Here is a 19,251-nt window from a genome sequence, read left to right as displayed (position 1 = left end):
GGGCAACCGCGACCACGTCACGGCGGAACTCTTCGGGAAAGGCCTTGGGCATGATGAACATCCTTCCACCCGCGAGGTTAATCCTCACAGATCAGGAGTCAACCAAACCTTCAGCAGTCCCAAACGTTGTTAGAGTCCAGAAATGACGAATGACCTCACCGCTGAAGCCCAGAGACTTACTGAAGTGTGCCGGTCCATCTTTGGCGATGAGTCTCGGTGGAGAACAGCAGATGGCTACCCAGAAAGCTTGGCCCTCTCAATCATCGACTCCATCTACTCCACTGGCTCGAAGTACAGAGCTGTCGTCAACGTAGTGAATGCCTATCGGGCTTACAGAAAAACCCAGGGTGGAGATGCCGACCGGGACGGCACCAGCGAACTGATACAGACTTTCAAAGAGGCTGGTGGTAGTGCGGGGTGGGCTGAACTCGTCAACAACCGGAAACCGGCACACACGAAGAAAAGCGCTCCACTCAAGGCAGCGGTCATCCGCATGGCTGCCGAGCGGCTGGAGGGGGAAGATCTTCAGATCACCACGCAGGATGAACTGCGAGCCGCGTATGCCAACAAGGAGAGCCGAAAGAACTTGAAGGACGCCTGGTTGGGCTTGCCCAGCCAGAGGTCAGGAGTGACTTACAACTACCTGCTTATCCTGGCCGGCTTTCAGTCGATAAAGCCCGACCGCATGGTTATCCGCTTTGTGGCCAAGCATACGGGGCTCGATACGAAGAAGCTGACGCCTATGGAGACGGTCGAGCTGATCACGCAGGTTGCTGAGCTCTACCCGACGCGGCCCAGGCGCCTCGATCACGTGATCTGGCGCCATGTTTCAGGCCGTGAGGTCTTCCGGAAAGATGAAGTGACTTCTATCGGGGACGAGTCAGCAAGGTGACGGGAAGTGTGGGTCGAAACGCATGCATGCCAAACAAGGCACATCGCAAGGCTTGTACGCATCAGGTAATTTGGTACGGTTAATAGTCTGAACTAGATCGTCCTGTGGGTCATAGCAAATGCCAATACGCCATGACACCCCGGCTTTCTTAACTTCATGCCGCTGACGGACGCGTTTTCGGTTTTAGTATGGGCTATGACCTCCGTAGGACGCTCTGACCGTGCAAAGTTCCAAGGCGAACTTGAACATCTGATGAATGTCCTTACGGTTGAATACGGAACTAAGAACTTTCTGAGTCAAGAAGAAGTGGGTCAGGCAGGAACTCTTGTTCTCGAAGGTTGGGCCGATCAGACGGCGACCCTCACTTGGGACGATGATCTGAAGTGGTCTATTCAGGTAACCAGGAATGGTTCCACTCGTGAAAGTAAAGAGGGGACCTTCCCCGAAAAGGATTTCTGGTACGCAGTGGTGAGTGCCGCGCACATCATCAATATACGACCAAGCATGAAGGTTGAGCGCCCCAACAAGGCGCTGGACATCATATTGAAATCAGCTGCGATAGCGGCGCTCCTCATCGCACTCAAAGTCGGTGCTGTTTCCTTTGCTAATAAGGCACCGGTCGCCCAAGGTTTAACCACGGCGCAAGAGCTATTTGCGTCTTTTGGTTTTGACGGTTGGTTGAATGTGACATTAGGAACTGCACTGAACACGCCGGTCGTCAGCCTCCTATTCTTGGCCGTTTCCTTCTACTGGATCTACCGTAGAACCGCATCCGATTTCAGGTTCAGCACCGATAAGGCTAGCACAAGAGTCATGTTCTCCTTGTTTATGTGGGCGCTCCCGTTGGCCTTCGCCATTCTGATTGCCGAGTGGGCTGACAGGATTCTTATAGTCGTAGCAGCAGGAGTCATTCTGTGGGCGGATAGCTTATTCTCTGACAAACCACGGCGCTTGAGACAGTGGAGGAAGTCAGGATCGCGTGTTGAGAATAGCCCGGATCTGATAGCCCTTGCTTGCTACTATGAGTGGCCGGATGAATTCCGTACAACCCTTGACCAAATGGGCTCTCGCCTAGCGAGGGATTCAGAGCATCTGGAAGCAACGCTTTTCAGGGAGCGTGACGATGTATATAGCAACAAGGAGTTTGGAGATCTGTACGCTCGTACTGAGGCCTTAAATTTTGTGCTTCGGCAGGAGGTTCTACGGTTGCAGCGGGGCCGAGTTCAGTCTATGGAGCAAATGCTCTGGAGGCGCCGGGTGATGACCAAGGTCCGTGACTTTGGCATGGGGCTCGCGCAAACACCTATATATTGGTTTATCACACCCGTACTTGCTGGACTGTTGATCATCGATGTGCGTCCTTGGATGCCGCCTCTATGTTTTGAGGATCAGGGTAACAGGATGACCGTTTACGAAGTTCAGGGCGTTCCTCCTCGCTACCTAATTGATTCCACGAGAGCAATACTCTATTCGAGTTTCACTGGGACCGAAAAGTTGACACAGGGTGAGTGTCAGATACCGCCTCCGTAGCATGCGTTAGTTCTTTAGAAGGTTTGCAATCGTCGCCCCACGCCTAAGCCAGCACCCACTCGATCGCGGCTAATTCTGCTGTAGATGGCGAATCGCTGTTTCTGATATTCAGTTCTGCGCATGAGTCTGAAGCCTCCGGGATACCCCGTCAATATTTTTGACGAGGCGTCAAGTAGTGCACCGCACGGTGCTGGTCAGTGCAGTGGGAGGCACTCAGTTAGAAGAGGCGCTCGGATCGATCCGGCGATTGAGCAGGTTGGGGACTGCCAGGTGACCGCCAGAGTTACTCCGGCTCTAGCAGGGTTGCCTTGGACCAGGCGGAAATCTATCTCCGAGCCGAGCAAAGGGTCCGTCGCTGCAACCTCTTGACAGGTTAAGCAACAGTTCGGCGGACAGGTGAGGCCCCGTCCGGCCTTCCGTCGGCCGGTGCCCATGCTAGGCAGTCGGCTGCACGTATGAAGTATGCTTCCGGCCACGGCGTGCCGGGCATAACCTGGGCGGGGTCGGGCGATATGAGCAGGACAGATCCAGGCCAGAGCGGCTCCGGCAATGCCTCTATCCAGGCCGACTGAACATGGCTGAAGCGGTTCCATCTGATGGTGACCCAGGACCCGGTGGGCTGTATTGCATCAACGCTGAGAAGCGTTACCTCTGCGGTGGTCCCACTTGCCAGCTTGGCCTTGTCGAACGTCTTCCATCTTTCCGTTGCGTCGAAAAGCCAGGTATTGCGTTGGTTGACCCGTTTCCGCCACAGCGCGCCAAAAAGCAACGCAGCCGCCAGGAGGAGACCGCCAACAACTACTTGCCACAAGGAGGGAGGTTCGGCCACAACGACAAATACAAGAAAAAGGACGAGGGCAACCAGAACAACTGCGCTGGCCCATACCAGCCCAGGTGTCACAACTCTGGGTTTCACCGTCGGGTTTGCGACCATCGTCATGCCTCTTCATCCAGCTTAAAGCTGCCAGCCAGCGCTGGTAAGGACGACTTGCTGGGAATGAGCCATGTTCTCGGAACTGAGACTTGGCGTAAGCGTATTTAGGCCATTCATAGCGGCGTCGATTGCGCCTTGAAGTCTTTCCCTTTGACCCCGTTGTTCCCATTCATGGTCGGAGGGTGGCGCTCCCAGCGGCAGGAGAGAGTCCGAGATCCCCCACCTATCCCTGAACAAGGCGATTTCTCCAACCAGTTGCCCGGAACTTTCGCCGCTGTCGAGGGAATCAATCAGGCGGCCTTTCCACTCAAAATCCTCCGACAAAGCGGCCATGATAACGGTGCCCGTCCGCTTCCGTATACGTTCGCGAACCTGCTCCACCATCTCCGCTAAGTCGGAGCGTGATATTGCCAGCGCCTCGTCCAAAGGGCTCGGTGTCGCCGTCGGCATTCCCCCTAAAGAGCGGCGCAACCGCATGCTGAGCACAGCTGCGGGATCGTCTGCCCCTGCGGTGTCTCGGAATGTCTGCTCCACGACACGTTCAGCGCCCTGACTGCTGACGGCTGTGGCTTTGCGCCACGCTGCAACGGCGGCGCCCCACGAAGGTGACTGTTCGAGTTCAAGTGAGGAGCCGTCGTCGTGCTTGTTCAAGCATTGCTTAAGACCTTGGGCAGATGCTATCTGCGCCAGGTAGTCATACTCCGCGTACAGCCGCTCAAGGCTATCCGACTTCCTGCGCTCCGCTTCGCGGACCTCATGGGCGGTCCGCTCGGCACCTTCCGCAGCCAGGACCTCGCCCAGAATGCTTCGCCATGACAGCTGCAGGGAGGGATCAACGGCGGGATGATCAGAGTCATCACCTTCGCTGACGTAGGCAAAGTTGCCGGAGCGGCCCCGGGTCATGCTTACGTAGAGGAGCTCGCGGGTGAGCCGGCCGTTGGTCACTACCGTGTGGCCGGTGTCGACGGTGATGCCCTGGGAGCGGTGTGCGGTGGTTGCGTAGCCCAACTCAACACTCGATTCGAGGTACGTACGGGGGAGTACGACCGCCGCTCCTGTCTCCCGCCGTACCGCAAGAAGCGAGCCGTCCCGCCTGTTGATGCTTTCGACGTCGAACAGGGTTCCATTCCGGACGAAGTCACCCTGACTGTCGATGAGCATGCGGTTATTTGCGCGAGCAATGATGGTGTCGCCGGAACCGGCGCACAGACCACCGTTGAGGAGGACGCTCAGTTCGGGGTCTACCCGACCCTGGGCCACGAGGTCGGCTTGGGCGCGCTCGTTGAGCATGCCGACGGTGTCATTGTCGGCTGCGATGAGGATGGATGACTTGCCCGCCAACATATCGGCCTGCCAGGCCAGGTATGCCTGGTCGACCATGTCCAAGTAGGTGCCGTGCCTGATCCGTCGGTGCTGTTCATAATCCTGGATGGCTGAGAAGTCTCCCTTCCGGAGCTTCAGTGACGACGCACCCTCCCACTTTTCATGGAATCTCCAGATGCTGCTGAGCCGGGTGGTCTTTCCTTGCCGGTCTAGCCATGCGAGCACACCGCCGGCGTCGATCGCGTCCAGCTGGCCCGGATCACCCACCAAGAGGATCTTCGCCCTGGCTTCCTGTGCCTGTTGGACGAGGGCAGCTAACTGGAAGGTGGAAACCATGGAAGCTTCGTCGATGATGACGAGCTGATCCGAGCGGAAGCACCACTGCTGCTGGGTTGCAGCGAGCCGGGCAGCTTCCTGCGAGAGTGCGAGGGACCGGCGCTCGCCGACATGGGCGCTCCCAAGACGGGCCTGAACGTCGAAGAAGCGCCCAGCCCGTGAACTCGCCCCGCTGCCCACCGACTCATGCAACCACTTCGCCACGTTCTCGGTGGCCATAGCGAGTTCGCGGCCCAGCACTTCCGCACTTGCCGCCGCTGGGGCAAGCCCTATGACGCTGCCGGCGCCGTGCTCCGCTTCCCATATCGCCTTGACCGCGCTCAGGGTCGTGGTCTTTCCCGTGCCGGCCGGGCCGACGATGGCGTCGAGGCGATTGCCGCTGAGGAGGACGTTGGCGATGGAGGCGCGCTGATCGGAGTGCAGCTCCGGCTTGTCGGCCTCTCGGACCCGCTCGAGCGAATTCATGATGACGTCCGCGCGGGCGACAGGACCGCCGTCGTCGTTCCTTGCCATCATGATGACGTCCTCGCAGGCGAGCGTGGAGGTGTCTGTGTAGAGGCGCGTTCCGTGGAAGTCGAAGACGCTGCCTTGCCTGAACCGAAGGTCCGGCCCGGCATCTGGCGCAGCGGCGTACCGGTACTCGTTCAGCGGCACGGACTGATGCTCGGCGGCGGTGGCGACGGCATCCATCAGTGCATTCCGGTCTGAAGCAGAGCGGCAACGGATCTGAGCGCAAACCCTTTCGGCCTCGGCGAGGAGGTTCCAGTGGTTCCAGGTTGAACGTTTGCCGGCTACACGTTCACGGGTCAGGGTGGCGACGCCGCCGATCCAATCAGGGGAGAAGTCGCTTGAGGCAAAGGGGGAAATCCGGGACCGGTCGATGGTGGCCGCGAGGACGTCGTCTGGGTGGAAGCCCTTGGCGATCGCTCGTGCCCGCCATTGGTGTGAGAGTTCATGGAGAGGTGTGGGCAGCTCGGCCTTTGGGATACGGGTGGTTAGTGTTGCCTGCTGACGTAGCTTGATGATCGTTGCTGAAGTTGGGGGATTACCGTGCTCCGTGACCCATTCCGCCACGAGGCGGTCAGTTTCCATATTGATGAGGCGGGAGCGGTTCGAAAACTCTCTGATGAGTTCTTCAACTATGCCAGTGAGCTGTTGGCTGGGATTGAGGGTGCTGGTGACGGGGTTGCGGATATCGGTGTCGCTTCCCAACTGCCGGTGGAGTGCGTCAAAGAGGAGTCCGTTGTAGTGTTCGCTGGCGGCGACGGCGGCCTTGTACAGGGTGCGGGAGTCGAGGGTGACCCAAGCGCCGTCGGTGATGCGCTGGATACGGTTGGCGATGACCAGGTGGGTGTGGAGCTGCGGGTCAGCGGTGCGTGATTCCCAGTGGTCGAAGGCAGCGGCGATGGCGCCCATTGTGCCGAGGCGGGCCACGCCGTTCCGTCCGGCGCGGGTATGGATGACGTTCTCTTCGAGCCAGGCAAGAGTTTGCTCGACGGCGTCGTGATGGGTTCGCAGGATGCGATCCTGGGTGCTGCGAGGGCTTAGGGCCCATAGGACGGACACCGATTTTGGCACGCTGAAGGTCAGGTCAAACCCGACGACGGCGTGTCTGATGGTGGGTCGGCCTGTCCCGTTGTCGACGGCGGTGGGGTGGCTGTGCGGGCGGCCCAGCGGCCCGCCTGTGTCGGGGTGGACTGCTAGGTCGAAGACTGCTTTCGCATCTGTTTCGGAGACGGGCTCAGCGGCGGTTCTGTTGATTCCTTTGAGTCCGCTGCCTATCCAGCGGCCTTCCGGCGTGCCGGCTTTCATGTAGTAGGTGGTGGCATCCGGGGGAGAAGAGGGTAGGTCGTCCATCATCGTCGTCTTGAAGAGGTAGCGCAGGCCTGATTGCGCAGAGAGCCGCGCGATCGACATCGTCACAGCCTCGGCGCTCCAGCTTCGCGCTTCGTAGGATGCCATCCACGGCTCCGGAGGATTTCGAGAGTCTTTTGATCGAGGGCGACGCCCTTTGCCTGGGCAAGGGAGACTAGCCACGCCGAGATGTGCGCAAGATCCTGAACGTTGATCCTTTGCGCGCGTTTGAGGCGACCGACATCTGACTGGAGAAGGTTGTTCCTCACTCGTTGTTCGGAATTCTCCGCTTCGAGACGATCGATCTCGCAGGCTTGAGACCTGAGCTTGGACTGAAGTACTTCCCGGTGCCGCTGGCAGGTTCTTTCTTTCGACTCTAATTGCCGCTTCGTTGCTTTCAGTTGGGCGTGGAGGTCAGCAGCCAAGGAATCCGTCTTTGAGGTGAGGGCAGGGCGAGCACGAGTCCGACGTCGACGATCACGCTGTCTGTTGCCACAGCGCGTTGAGCAGAAGCGCTGTGTCCTGCGGGCGGGCTGGAAGTGTTCAGTGCACTCTTCGCATTGCTTGATGGTCACGGTTGTTCATCTGCATGAGGGCAGCTCTCGACATGACCAGACGTGTCGGAGTGCTCACGCTGATGGCCTTGGATGCCAGAGGTGTGAGGAGCTGATGCGGTGATAGATCGTGGCAGAAAGGAGGGAGCACATGGAGCTGTGCGCTCTACCTTGGGTCGTGGGCAAGGTTGCTTGCTGCCCGAAGGTTCGAAGCGGTTTGTAGTCGAAAGATTGGAAACGGCTGTTGCGTGAGAATTGGTGGTTACCGGGTCGCAGGCTCACTGCAACCACCCTAAATCCTGCCGACGTCAAATGTGGCTGGAGAGCTGCAACCGGATTTTGTCGGCAATTGGCCGCGGGCGAGCGGCGGCAGAACCGGTCCGGACAAGCTGACGAAGTCGACTAATTAACGGTCCACGGTGTCCGGTCTGGGTCTATGAATTCCCCGAGGCATTGTCAGCAAACCAGAGATCGCGCTCTACTCTGACAGGTTGCGCCTGGCTGCCTGACGTCAGGTTGAGGTGTGCACTAACCGGAGCCAGTAATGGGATATCGCGAGTCATGTTCGCTGTTCTTCATCGACTTCTGTTCGCACAGGTGGTACGCCGGCTAAGTCCGTCAGGAGTTTGAGAGTTCCTGGGTACTCCGCGTGCGTCATTGGGATTGGTCTAACGCCGACGAGAGCGAGCCTCGACTTTTCTTCCTGGTACCAAACCTGCCGCTGCTGATCTGTCTTCATTTCAGTCGGTGGACTAACAAAGGCGTAGTGGAACCAGAGCGCCTTCCGGAATTCACGAAGCTGCTTAAGCTGGTAACCATCAGTGAATGAGCTGCCGAGGAAAAGGCAAGACAGTGCGGTGTTGTTCCAGTAAAGGTCATGAACTTCGCGGGTCAGTGAGTTGCTTTCATTATATTTCTGTTTGTAGCTCTGTTCGCTGAAAACCAGGTCAGCGAGTTGCGCGACGTCGCCGATACCGGGTACGGGCGGATCGGGGGCTATGGGGAGGCGGGGAATCCAGCCATGAGCGTGCCAAATAGGCGTTACGTCCCTGGTGTCGCGCGACACCCGGGTTGGGTGTATCTGTCCCCTAAAGCTAGCCCACACAGTTACTCCGAGAAAGTAGTAGCGGAAGGCCGCTTCCAGCAAGTCATCAAAGTTATAGGTCAGGATGGCAGCCAATCCAGGCGTCCCTGACCCGACGGGTGAGTATCCCATCTGAACGATTGCACGGTGAAGGTCCGTGGGCGCCTTGGTCTGCCAGGCGCCACGGCCAAGTCCATTGTGACCATAGATCACCTCGCGGATAAGTTGCGCAAAAGCTGGTCCCGAAGCATCTTCCAGGGTTTCGCTGGCAGCCATCAAGTCCTCAGTACGGCATGGGCCGGGGCCGCCCAGCCTTTCGTGCACCTCGGATAATTCTGTGCGGCGGTCGGGGAAGTGGTCCATGCCCATCGCTAGGCAGCGGCGGACCAACTCCTGCCAACCTGGCAAGCCAGCAGCGCAACTTACGCCAGCGCCGCAGACGAGAACAAGCCGTCCCTGCCGAAGGAGGTTGGATACGATGGACAGATCAGCGACTCCTTCAGCGGGGCCCAGCTTTGACCGGAAGTCTGCATCAATCTGGCTAAAGTACGACGAGATTTGGTTGTACGAGCCGCGGGACGCCAACATGCGCATGGCGGCATCCAAATGGACAAGGACGCCCACGTAATCCTGCTCGAAGTAGTCGTACAGCCGCGCGGTATTCATCTTGCGCACTGCGTCCCGAATTATCTCGTCACGCTCGAGCGGATCGTTCGGAAGCCGGTGTGCATCGGACTGCATAGGAGCACCCCCTGAAGCAAAGTTGATGGTTGAGTCAGCACAAGTCGGCAAGAGCTGACCACCGGTGGCAGGTCCCTTATAAGTTCGGTTCCCAAGGTCCCTTCCGGAACTGGGCCTCCTCGGGCCCAGGCCATCGTGGAATTGTTACACCGATAACAATGAGCGGGCCCCTCTCACCGGCTCGGAACTGAAACTGGGTGCCAACAGGGATCGTCAGGGAGAGCCCTGGACTCAGATGAACCACTTCTCCGGTGCCCTGCTGCGCCCGCCACATCTCCCCGGCACCGGAAACTACGTACCAAATCTCTTCGACAGTGCGATGCTCGGTGGTTCGTGAAACTTTCCCGGCCGACAAGCGGAACTCGGCCATGCCACAACTTTGCAATTGAGCCAGAATCCGCACTTCGGATCCGTCCGGAGCAGTGTCATCAAAGTCGGTCGACGCCAAACGGCTAGTGCAATCGGACCGTCGATCTGCCGCCTCAGGGCTACGCCGAGACGGCGCTCCCTGGGTTTCTCGGTTCTGCATTTCTCTCTCCCGTAGCATGAAATACGTTTGTCAGCGTGCCGCTGCGATAGCTGAGACGATGGCGTGAGCTACTTCGGGATGAACAATGTCTCCGTGATGCCCAATGAATCCGTCAGCCTGGAGGTTGTAGATTTTTCCTCCTTCGAAGTCGTACTTGTCTTGGACGGCCAGAAGTGACGTGGCGGTGGCCTCAGGAGTATGTTGGGCGCCGTTTCGGCCCAGACCCCCAAAACGGGAATCCTTATCGCCGAGCCAGGCAGCGTCGTCTCCTGTTATCCTAGATGCGATGGGATATGCCAGACCCACCGCTCTATCGTTGACGGTGTGGCTGATGAGTGCCGGACCGCGAACGAGCTTGTCCGCGACTACCCGGCGAAAGGCTCCCGTCCTACCTTCTTCTTCGGCATCGAAGTTCACGGCGAAGGCGTTATGTGAAAAGGCGGCCTGCAGCAGCACTATGGTATGAACCGTCAACGCCGCGCTGGCGTCAGAGCCCCTGGCTGCGGTTGTCACCAGCCGAGCTCCGAATGAGTGGCCGACGAGGTGGATTTTCAGGTTGCTGCGGATGTCGCGGAGTTGACGAAGTAGGGCGTTCACACCTTCGCCTACGGTTCCGGCCCGTTCCTTCATGAGGTAATAGGTTGAGTAGTTGAGCAGATTTCTTGCGGCGGATTTGATGCCGGTAAAGAAATCTCCAAGCCCGGCCGCCCCGCCCTGTTCACCTAGTCCATCCGTGTTCACCTCAAGTTCTGCCCGGTCGCGTGGGGGGACGTCCACGGGCATTGGTTTAGCAAGCCGGTCCATCAGATCGCGTCCATCGAGGGTGAAGAACATTTGGGAGGTATCTGCCTCTGTTATTTCCTTCTGGGGGTTTGGTAGGACGGATCGGATGAGGTCCGCAAATTTGGCCTGTGCTTTGGGGCTGTCTTCAAGGTCGGGAATCAGGGCTTTCGCCGTGTCGAGTTTCGCCTGAGTGTCCGGGCTGGCAGTCGCTTCCCGCAAATTGTTGATCTGTTCGATGAGTACAGCATCCGAAATGGCGTTGGTCAGTCCTGCAGCGGGACTAGCGACGATCTCGGTGTCGGCAAACTTTTTGGACGGCCATAGGACGGCGAGGACCGCAAAGTCGGCCGGAGTTCCTGCTACGCGGGCAGCTGTTAATTCCGCTCGCACTTCGCTCAGCAATCCACAATAGAGTTGTCGGGCCTCTTCCTCGTCGTTGTTCCATCCATGGGCGAGAACGATGAGTTCGGTCGCCGGCGCCCCCGTGTGGATATGGTTCTTCAGTGCATCTGCCTGAGCGGGTACCGCGATTTGACCGTGTTCATTGAATTGCACTTCGTAGTATGGAAATCTGGACACGTCCGTCATTTTTGCTCCTCCTTATACGGATTGGATGGCACGCATGAGATCGACAATGCCGTGTCCTTGAAAGTTCCGGTCACGCTTCAGGTCGGTTGCGGAGGAAAGGAAGATGTCTTTGATCTCCTCAGTCTTTCCGATGAACTCGCTACGCACTGAGAGGAAGGCGGCTATGACGCCGGAGACATGCGGGGCAGCCATGCTGGTACCGCTGTCCTCCACGTAGTCACACGCTTGTTTGAATTTCCCCTCGGCTTTTCTTCTGGCCTCACCGGCCGCACAGGAGAGGATCTTTTCGCCTGGTGCGACAACATCAGGTTTCAGGCGCCCGTCACCTGTTGGGCCTTTGGATGAAAAGTAGGAAACGCCGTATGTATGGGGGCTTTCCCGATGAGTGGACCCTACAGTTATGGCCCGTTCGGCATTCCCGGGGTCATTGATGGTCAGGTCCAGGCCTGCGGACACCATGCCTTTGAATTTGTCATTGTTGAAGCCGTACCCGGTATTGCCGGCTGCGACGACAACAACCACACCGGAGCGCGCAAGAAGGTCGACCTCAACACACAGCGGACTTTGCCCGCAGGCGAACCACTCGGGTTCAAACTCATACCCGACACTTAGATTTACACCATGGATCTGAATATTGCGACCGTACGCGTTTAGTTGCTGTATCTGTTCAAGGGCGGCAATTATCTGACTGACCTTGCCCTGGCCATTCGCATCGAGCACTTTTAGGCTGACGAGCTTGCATTTGGGCGCCATGCCGGTGATCGAGGAAAGGGATAGCGCGTCGTATGTGACCTCTCCCTCTTGGTCACGGCGCTTTGCGGCAGCACGTATTCGAGCGCGCGCAGGCTTGGTTGTTTCCTTGACTGCAGCCGATTTTTCCAGCGAGGCAGCCACGGGGGCAGCTGCATTGACCACGGCAGCTTCTTCTACGGTGGCTGTTTCCTTGCCTAATTTCAGTTTTACATGGTCCCCTTTAAACAAGCCTCCGGCGATGATTCCGGCCACATGGGTGCCGTGCCCGAACTCGTCTGAGAGCGCCGTGCCTGACTTTGTGAAATTCCAGTGGTCCAGGGGTTTCTGGAGCTTCAGATTCTGGTACTTGATGAAGTGTGGGTGGTGTTCGTCAATGCCTGAATCGACGACCGCCCAGACGACATTCTCACCGAATGCCGAAAACGAGATGCGAGCCGCATCGGCCTTTACAGTACTGACGGACTTATAGGTCAGCTTGCTGACCGCAAAGTCAGGCCAAATTCTAAAGATCAGTCGCTTGCTGGGTGAATGCTGGGCTTGCTGTTCGTCCAGCTCAACGAGTTTGCTGATGACATGTGGTTCCAGCTGCGCCACCACATACTGGCTCTTCATCGGACTGATGGGATCAACTCCCTGCCCGGCTTTGTTGACGCCTATTTGCAGTGCTACTTCAATGAGTTCGCCAAGGTCCTCGACTGCCCCGTTGCGGCCTCTCTCGTATGCAAGATTGACGTCGATCATGACATCCAGAATGGGGGGATTGTAATCGCGCGCTTCCTCCGGCTTCGATCCTTCAAATTTCCACTTATCCAGCCATGGCTTCATCGTTCTCAGAAGTGGAACAGCTATTACGGTTTTATCGAGTACTTCCGGAGTGAACCCACGCGTGTCCCTTGGGTCGGAATCCGGCAACTCGTCGCCTGGGGTTCCTTCGCTGGCAGGTTCTGATGTATGTTCCATAATCTGACCCTTTTCTTGCGGTACTTCTGTCTGCCTACTGGTTTTGACGAAACCGCTTTCATTTATTTACGTGACCCGTGGGCTTGTAGAGACAGCTATAAGGTCATGGAAAACCCAGTCGGAATGGCTGTTCTTCCTGCTTCTGACGAGGCGATGGTGACCTCTCACGGTCCCCTAGGTCCGCTGTATTACTTCAGGAGAGAACTCTTGAGGTACTGCAAGACGAAATCGGTCGGAAGCAGTTGGGGCCGCCTCGATCGTCTTGGCTCTCCCACGCATACATGGCTTTGAGTGTGAAGCTCACTGATTGATCTGTGTTTGTATCCACCTTCGTGCCTATCAATCGAAGAACCTCTGAACTGAAAGGTCCAGATCAGGCCATACTTGGTCATCCCCCGTTACTACAGCGTTACTGGAAAGTCAGGTCGATTGTTTCTCGGGGTTCGTTCGCTGGCCCGAAGCTGCTATGAGATTACTCGCGGGGAAGCGGAGGTCCCGGGGTCAAGGAGTACGAGTAGGCGTCATCGAATAAGCTGCGAATTTCGCCAAGAGGGACTGTCACTTCGACCTCCAAAGAAGTTGATTTTGGCGTTGTCCAAATCCTTGACTCCCAGCCTACAGAGGCGGCAACAGTGTCGAACGGTCCTTCAGTCTCTTCGCGCAAAGGAGAGCAATCGCAACTGTATTTGGCTCCGCCAATAAGGAGACGCGCCCCAGCTGGCATCGGAGGCAAAACCCCCATGAGCCGCGTTCACAACCTCAGTGGGAAATACTTCAAGCCCCTATGGGACGAAATGCTAGCTCGTGCCGCCGTGATGGCAATGGACGGCCGAAGCAGGGAGGAGCATCAGGCAAACATTGCGGAATGGGTGCGGGAGACGATTGACAGGATGTATCCCGAGCCCGCGTCCATGCCTCCTGAGCCGAAGGAACCCGGCATCTTCGGTTCCTATAGGAAGTACCGACAGAAGATGAGCCTTTATTACAATTCCTACGACCCGCAGTATCACGCACGAAACGACGTTAGGTTCTGGCTGAGGGAGTGCTCGGACTGGGTCCTTAGCGATGTCAAACATGAACTCCGTCGGCCCGTCGCAAGCGTGCCGCTCGCCTCAGCGGCCGTTGTTGACCGGGGCGCCTTACCTTGGACCCCACAGGGAGGCAGGCCAGAACCGATGGCCTCGTGCTCTCCGCGACAGGCCGAGTACCTTGCCAAGGCCTGGATGGAGTACCTGGGCGCTACTGGATGCAAAGTCTCTCAGGCCACGCGGGACGGCGGCGTCGACGTTGAAAGCGACAACTTCGTCGGAGAAGTTAAGCACCACGCCGATCCCGTCTCCCCTGGTATTGTCCGCCAGATTGTCGGCGTTGGCTCCATCGAAGGCAAGATCCCTTTGGTCTTCTCGCTGAGCGGGTATTGGGAGGCGGCGCTAGAGGTCGGCCGAGGGGGTGGCGCTGCGCTCTTCAAATACAACTTCCAGCAGGGGACGCTTTACGGCGCTTCCCCCACTGGAGAAAAGGCGTTGAAGCTGGGACTTCGAAGCCTAAGTGGTTAGGTAAAACCTCCACTGATCGCCAATGCAGTGCCTTTGGCAAACCGCACCTGGGTGGCACCGAAGCGGCCATACTCACTCACGTGGGGATTCGGGCCGAAATCCCCCAGATCCAGCATCGTCATCTCACTCCGGCGAATAACAGACTTTAATCGCAACCGAATCACGGAACAGGGGCAGCCAGAGCTTGCTGCCGGCCGCGTATTCACGGTCGACGAGATCGTCGATATAGTCGAAAAGCGGTTGCAGTTCCGCCTTGGTGAACCCCCGCCGAGCTGCCGGGACAGCGTCATCGGTCGTGTGCCTGAGCGTGCTCCATTCAAAGCAGATCTGGCTTGGAATATCGCCGAAAGTGTGTTCGCAGAACTCATCCCATCCATAGCCAGGATCTGCGTCGTGAGCCCGCGGGCAAGCATCTGCGCCCGCCAGCCATCCAGCATGGCCGCTAAACCCGCTCGTAGGCCCTAAACAGCCCGACATCTGGATCCACCAGCATCCGCGGGACGAAAGCCGGAGCGGCGCCACTCACTACAGCCCCTAAACCATGGAAACATGCATTAGATGCAGGAAACCTATAGGGACCTGCCACAAGTGCACGCTGACGTGCGGAAACATCGAATTCGTCACGGAACGGGCGTTCTCGCAGCCACTTCTACCCCCGTAGTTTGACGGCCGATAATGACCTTATGTAAAGTAGCCTGCCCAATTGCATTCGATGATCATTTGTGACTGGCAAAAGCACTTATAGCGCACCTTGGCAGTCCCTTCGCGACGGCGACGATTTCGTTGACCTCGTCAGGCTGACGGAGGACAATAAGGTTCTCGAGTGCCCGAGTGGAGCCTGCACGGAAATAGTTTGTCTTAGGGCAAGGGTATGGACACCAAACACGACAGCGTCGCACAAAGCGATGCCCGATTCCTGGAATCGAGGCGAGATGGGTGTCGGTCCATCAGCAAGGGCGGCCGCGTGGCACGCTTTCTTCGCCGAGCCTGCCAGCCGGACGCTGGGCGCGGCCCTGAAGGCTGAGGGTGATACTCAACGCGCATTCTTTGAGATCGAGTCCCACATCGATGGCATGTACCGGGCGCTAGAGCTCGAGCGTGCCATTCCCGGCGGACCTAGCGGATCTGCGGCGGCCGTCATGGCGCACCTGAGGAGATTAGAAGTTGCCGTAGCGCCTTACCGGGCGGCGCTTGGTCCCTGCCAGAACGACCTTGCTCTCACTCTACTTAGAGCCATTCGCCGGTCAGGATGCCTCTCGCTCGTACTGGGAGCTGGCGTGACCGTGGATGCCGTGCCGGCGGGGCCCTCCTGGGCTGCTCTGGTCCAGCAGCTCTTGACGACAGTATTACGACGCGGACGACCAGCCTCAAAGGCGCAGCTCCGGTCATCGTCAGGCACTATGCCGCGTCTGGAGCCTAACGGCGCAGTGATCTTCGGTCCCGGCGACTTCTCAATGAGTGCATCGCTCTTCCAACAGTCCGTAACAGCGCTATCCGCTCCCGACGTGAGAAAGGCTGAGGACATCCTCAGAAAGATTCGCAAGGAATCAGCCTCGACAGAGGACCTGAAGCACGGTATGCAACTGTGCTCGGACCTGCTCGGGCAGTCACTGTTCACTGATGTGACCGGAATCCTGTACGGCGGCGACCGACAGCCCGGTCCCATCCATCGCTCCATAGCTGCCGTGGCCGCCTCCCGGAGCGCCGGTGGAAGCCGCTCGGGCAGCGGCTGGGAAGCCATAGTCACGTACAACTTCGATGACCTGATGGGCGAGGCGCTGGACGCAGCTGGGATCGCACGTTGTGCATACGTCCAAACAACGCACGGTGTGGCAGGTGATCCCAACACGCAGGCTCGTGCCACGGGGGCAAATGCAGTACATCAACGGATCTACCATCTGCATGGGTACACGCCGCGTAAGCTTTTCCGGATCACCGACACGACGTTCACTTTCTCCACGGCCCAGTACGCGAGCACCTACAACGGCGCGAACACGGGGATCATCGGCGAGGTATTCGCTCTATATCTAGCTAGACCGGTATCACGAGCCCTGTACATAGGCTGCTCATTTCAAGACGAAGCAATGAATGACCTGTTACGCAACGCGGCACAAGCCCTTCCGGGTCGCTTCCACTACGCCTTAATACGGTGGAGCGGAAGCAGAGGCTTCCGAAGCGCGTCGACTGCCAAGCTAGCAAGCGCCGCCGCTCCATACTTGGCAATGGGAGTTCGCCCCATCTGGTTCGACCGTTTCGCCGACATTCCCGCCCTTATTGGGCGACTGGCATAAGTCCGTCAAACCCTTCAATTTGGAGGCTCGGCTGTGATATTTGCTGACGTTGATTTCAGCCGGTCAACGCGCAGATGATCGAGCTGTACTGGTCTATCGGCAGAAGTATCGATCGCACCGCAACCACACACCCGCAGCTCGAGGAAATCCAGCCCCCACTAGGCACAAAAAACGGGGGCACACCACCGCCCCGTTACCTTTTTCGTAGCCCGTTCCTGTTGCAGGATGAGGGTGTGCTGGCCTGCTGGCCCCGGCATGATTGCCGCCCCCAGTCGTCAATGATCCGGGGGGTGTTGTCACCGGGGTCCGGTAGGTGCCGGAGAGACCGCTAATAGAGGCAGGACAGATTGGGATCGTCGTGCGTAACGTGGATGCCGGGCTCTGACACCGCGGACAGTCCAGCACGGGTATCAGCTGCTGCGACTGGGAGGTACAGGTGATCGGAAACCACCAAAGCATTGATGTCTTTATCGGCCTGGACGTCGGCAAGGGCGAGCACCACGCCGTTGCCGTGGACCGGGCGGGGAAGAAGCTCTTCGACAAGGCTTTGCCCAACGACGAGGTCAGGCTGCGCGAGATCCTTGACTCTTTGAACAAGCACGGCAGTATCCTGCTCGTGGTTGACCAGCCCGCGACGATCGGTGCGTTACCGGTCGCGGTTGCCCAGGCCGCCGGTGTCACCGTCGGGTACCTGCCCGGCCTGGCGATGCGCCGGATCGCGGACCTGCACCCCGGCGAGGCGAAAACCGACGCCCGGGACTCGTTCATCATCGCCGAAGCGGCCCGGACCATGCCCCACACCCTGCGCTCCATCCAGATCGCCGACGAACAGCTCGCGGAACTGACCATGCTCTGCGGTTTCGATGATGACCTGGCCAAACAGGCCACCGCGACGTCGAACCGGATCCGGGGCTTGCTGACCCAGATCCACCCGGCATCGGAGCGTGTCCTTGGCCCGCGTCTGGACCACCCTGCCGTGCTGGATCTACTGAGGACCCGGCCGACCCCCGAAGCCCTCCGCCATGCCAGCCGGCGCCGGATCGGGAACCGGCTCAAGAAGCTTGCACCCCGGATGGGTGAACGCCTTGCCGGCGAGATCATCGCCGCCTTGGACCAGCAAACGGTCACAGTCATCGGGACGAACGCGGCCACGATCGTGCTGCCCCAGCTGGCCCGGATGCTTGCCGACATCCGCGAATCACGGGACACCGTCTTCACCCAGGTCGAAGCCCTCGTGGAGGCCCACCCTCTTCACCCGGTCCTGACGTCACTCCCGGCGGTCGGCGTCAGGACCGCAGCACGGATCCTCACCGAGATCGTCGGCAAAGACTTCGCCTCCGCAGGTCACTTGGCCTCTTACGCGGGCCTGGCACCGGTGACCTGGCGATCCGGGACGTCCATCCGCGGCGACCACCCATCGCGGAAGGGAAACAAGATCCTCAAGAGAGCCCTGTTCCTCTCAGCCTTCGCTGCGTTGAAAGATCCTTTATCGAGGGCCTATTACGACCGGAAACGAGCCGAAGGCAAACGCCACAACCAAGCCCTCATCGCCCTTGCCCGCCGCCGCTGCGACACGCTCTTCGCCATGCTCAGAGACGGCACCTTCTACGAACCACGAACACCCTCAGTCGCTTGACGAAAACCATAGAGGCACCCCCCAAAAAACAAACCAAACAACACAAACAAACCTTGCATTCATCACCCCCAGCACCGCCGCCGTAGGAGGGCGCCAGCAGCGCGGGGAGGCCGGCCCGCGGCGGGGCAGCCACACCACCGGGAACAGCAACGGCCACCAGCTCGGGGACGCCCCCGGCAGCAGGCAGGCACGCGACCTCCAGAACGGCCCCGCCGGCAGCACGGAGGCAGCACTGGAACTCCAGGGTCAGTAAGGGGGGGACTGTCCGATAAACGGTGTGTGGGGTCCGGCCGGTTTTCATTAGTGGATGGTTCTTTCGAACCGGCCGGCGAAGCTGATTGCGAACGCGTTCAGCGCCGGCTTCCACCTCATCACCCAGCGTGCCCGACCACCGCCGGTTGGATCAAGGGACCTGGTGACGAGGTACAGGCATTTCAGGGCGGCGGTTTCGTTCGGAAAGTGCCCGCGGGCCCTCACCGCCCTTCGGTAGCGTGCGTTGATCGACTCGATTGCGTTCGTTGTGCAGATCACTCGCCGGATCTCCACGTCGTACTCCAGGAACGGCACGAATTCAGCCCATGAGGCTTCCCAGAGCCGTACGATGGCCGGATATCGCTGCCCCCACTCGGCGGTGAACTCGGCGAACCGGTCCTTTGCCGCTTGCTCGGACGGGGCCGTGTAGACCGGTTTGAGCGACTTGACGATACCGTCGCGGTGCTGGCGTCCGGCGTAGCGGAAGCTGTTGCGGATCAGGTGCACGTTATGCCGACGTCGGCATAACGTTCATTATGCCGACGTCCGGATTATGCCGATGTGGCCTCCGGTTCCGTGGCGGGACAGGGATTTTCTGCTGGCGGGGTCGGCATAATCAGAGGGCCTCGAGCCAGGCTATGAGGCTTTCGGGGGC

At 58.8% G+C, this 19,251-nt stretch carries 10 protein-coding genes and 2 pseudogenes; 5 read left to right on the top strand and 7 right to left on the bottom strand.

The genetic code is table 11. The annotated features are described in order from the left end of the window. Positions 1–142 precede the first annotated feature (142 nt). Positions 143–892, top strand: coding sequence for a DUF8548 family protein (locus ACS5PJ_RS22380; RefSeq protein WP_439437039.1), 750 nt, complete (start codon positions 143–145; stop codon positions 890–892). Positions 893–1,087: 195 nt separating this feature from the next. Continuing rightward, entirely contained in the window at positions 1,088–2,422 is a 1,335-nt protein-coding gene (locus ACS5PJ_RS22375) for a hypothetical protein (protein ID WP_439437038.1), read from the top strand. A gap of 373 nt (positions 2,423–2,795) precedes the next feature. On the opposite strand, the gene ACS5PJ_RS22370 is transcribed toward ACS5PJ_RS22375, so the two are convergent. The 6 genes from ACS5PJ_RS22370 to ACS5PJ_RS22345 form a co-directional block, all read right to left on the bottom strand. After that, positions 2,796–3,362 (bottom strand): hypothetical protein, encoded by a 567-nt coding sequence (locus ACS5PJ_RS22370; protein ID WP_439437037.1) that lies wholly within the window; start codon positions 3,360–3,362, stop codon positions 2,796–2,798. Between the two features lie 15 nt (positions 3,363–3,377). Beyond that, the gene (gene mobF, locus ACS5PJ_RS22365) at positions 3,378–6,977 is read right to left on the bottom strand and encodes a MobF family relaxase (RefSeq protein ID WP_439437036.1); all 3,600 of its coding nucleotides are present in this window, start codon (positions 6,975–6,977) and stop codon (positions 3,378–3,380) included. 1,005 nt (positions 6,978–7,982) lie between these two features. Further along, positions 7,983–9,248: an SIR2 family protein gene (locus ACS5PJ_RS22360; RefSeq protein WP_439437035.1), complete on the bottom strand. Its 1,266-nt coding sequence runs from the start codon at positions 9,246–9,248 to the stop codon at positions 7,983–7,985. 76 nt (positions 9,249–9,324) lie between these two features. Beyond that, positions 9,325–9,618, bottom strand: coding sequence for a cupin domain-containing protein (locus ACS5PJ_RS22355; RefSeq protein WP_439437034.1), 294 nt, complete (start codon positions 9,616–9,618; stop codon positions 9,325–9,327). Positions 9,619–9,807: 189 nt separating this feature from the next. After that, complete coding sequence (locus ACS5PJ_RS22350; RefSeq protein WP_439437033.1) at positions 9,808–11,148, bottom strand: hypothetical protein; 1,341 nt, start codon at positions 11,146–11,148, stop codon at positions 9,808–9,810. 12 nt (positions 11,149–11,160) lie between these two features. Further along, positions 11,161–12,861 carry a S8 family peptidase gene (locus ACS5PJ_RS22345; protein WP_439437032.1) on the bottom strand — a complete coding sequence of 567 codons (1,701 nt, stop codon included), beginning with the start codon at positions 12,859–12,861 and terminating at the stop codon, positions 11,161–11,163. Between the two features lie 740 nt (positions 12,862–13,601). Here ACS5PJ_RS22345 and ACS5PJ_RS22340 point away from each other — a divergent pair. The 3 genes and pseudogenes from ACS5PJ_RS22340 (at position 13,602) to ACS5PJ_RS22330 (ending at position 18,344) form a co-directional block, all read left to right on the top strand. Then, positions 13,602–14,417, top strand: coding sequence for a hypothetical protein (locus ACS5PJ_RS22340; RefSeq protein WP_439437031.1), 816 nt, complete (start codon positions 13,602–13,604; stop codon positions 14,415–14,417). A 1,400-nt stretch (positions 14,418–15,817) separates the two neighbouring features. Continuing rightward, the gene (locus ACS5PJ_RS22335; protein ID WP_439437030.1) at positions 15,818–16,708 is read left to right on the top strand and encodes an SIR2 family protein; all 891 of its coding nucleotides are present in this window, start codon (positions 15,818–15,820) and stop codon (positions 16,706–16,708) included. A 371-nt stretch (positions 16,709–17,079) separates the two neighbouring features. Next, positions 17,080–18,344: pseudogene (locus ACS5PJ_RS22330) on the top strand (IS110 family RNA-guided transposase). 300 nt (positions 18,345–18,644) lie between these two features. Here the strand turns inward: ACS5PJ_RS22330 and ACS5PJ_RS22325 are convergent. Then, positions 18,645–19,103, bottom strand: a pseudogene (locus tag ACS5PJ_RS22325) (transposase); the annotation flags it as partial. Positions 19,104–19,251: the final 148 nt, after the last annotated feature.

The sequence above is a fragment of the Pseudarthrobacter cremeus genome, from assembly GCF_051857465.1.
Taxonomy (GTDB): Bacteria; Actinomycetota; Actinomycetes; order Actinomycetales; family Micrococcaceae; genus Arthrobacter.
This window is presented reverse-complemented; position numbering and strand designations above follow the sequence as displayed.

Excerpts from the sequence above, each read along its gene's own strand:
- ACS5PJ_RS22380 (WP_439437039.1), top strand. The coding sequence starts at position 143 with ATGACGAATGACCTCACCGCTGAAGCCCAGAGACTTACTGAAGTGTGC.
- ACS5PJ_RS22375 (WP_439437038.1), top strand. The coding sequence starts at position 1,088 with ATGACCTCCGTAGGACGCTCTGACCGTGCAAAGTTCCAAGGCGAACTT.
- ACS5PJ_RS22370 (WP_439437037.1), bottom strand. The coding sequence starts at position 3,362 with ATGACGATGGTCGCAAACCCGACGGTGAAACCCAGAGTTGTGACACCT.
- mobF (WP_439437036.1), bottom strand. The coding sequence starts at position 6,977 with ATGGCATCCTACGAAGCGCGAAGCTGGAGCGCCGAGGCTGTGACGATG.
- ACS5PJ_RS22360 (WP_439437035.1), bottom strand. The coding sequence starts at position 9,248 with ATGCAGTCCGATGCACACCGGCTTCCGAACGATCCGCTCGAGCGTGAC.
- ACS5PJ_RS22355 (WP_439437034.1), bottom strand. The coding sequence starts at position 9,618 with ATGGCCGAGTTCCGCTTGTCGGCCGGGAAAGTTTCACGAACCACCGAG.
- ACS5PJ_RS22350 (WP_439437033.1), bottom strand. The coding sequence starts at position 11,148 with ATGACGGACGTGTCCAGATTTCCATACTACGAAGTGCAATTCAATGAA.
- ACS5PJ_RS22345 (WP_439437032.1), bottom strand. The coding sequence starts at position 12,861 with ATGGAACATACATCAGAACCTGCCAGCGAAGGAACCCCAGGCGACGAG.
- ACS5PJ_RS22340 (WP_439437031.1), top strand. The coding sequence starts at position 13,602 with ATGAGCCGCGTTCACAACCTCAGTGGGAAATACTTCAAGCCCCTATGG.
- ACS5PJ_RS22335 (WP_439437030.1), top strand. The coding sequence starts at position 15,818 with ATGCCGCGTCTGGAGCCTAACGGCGCAGTGATCTTCGGTCCCGGCGAC.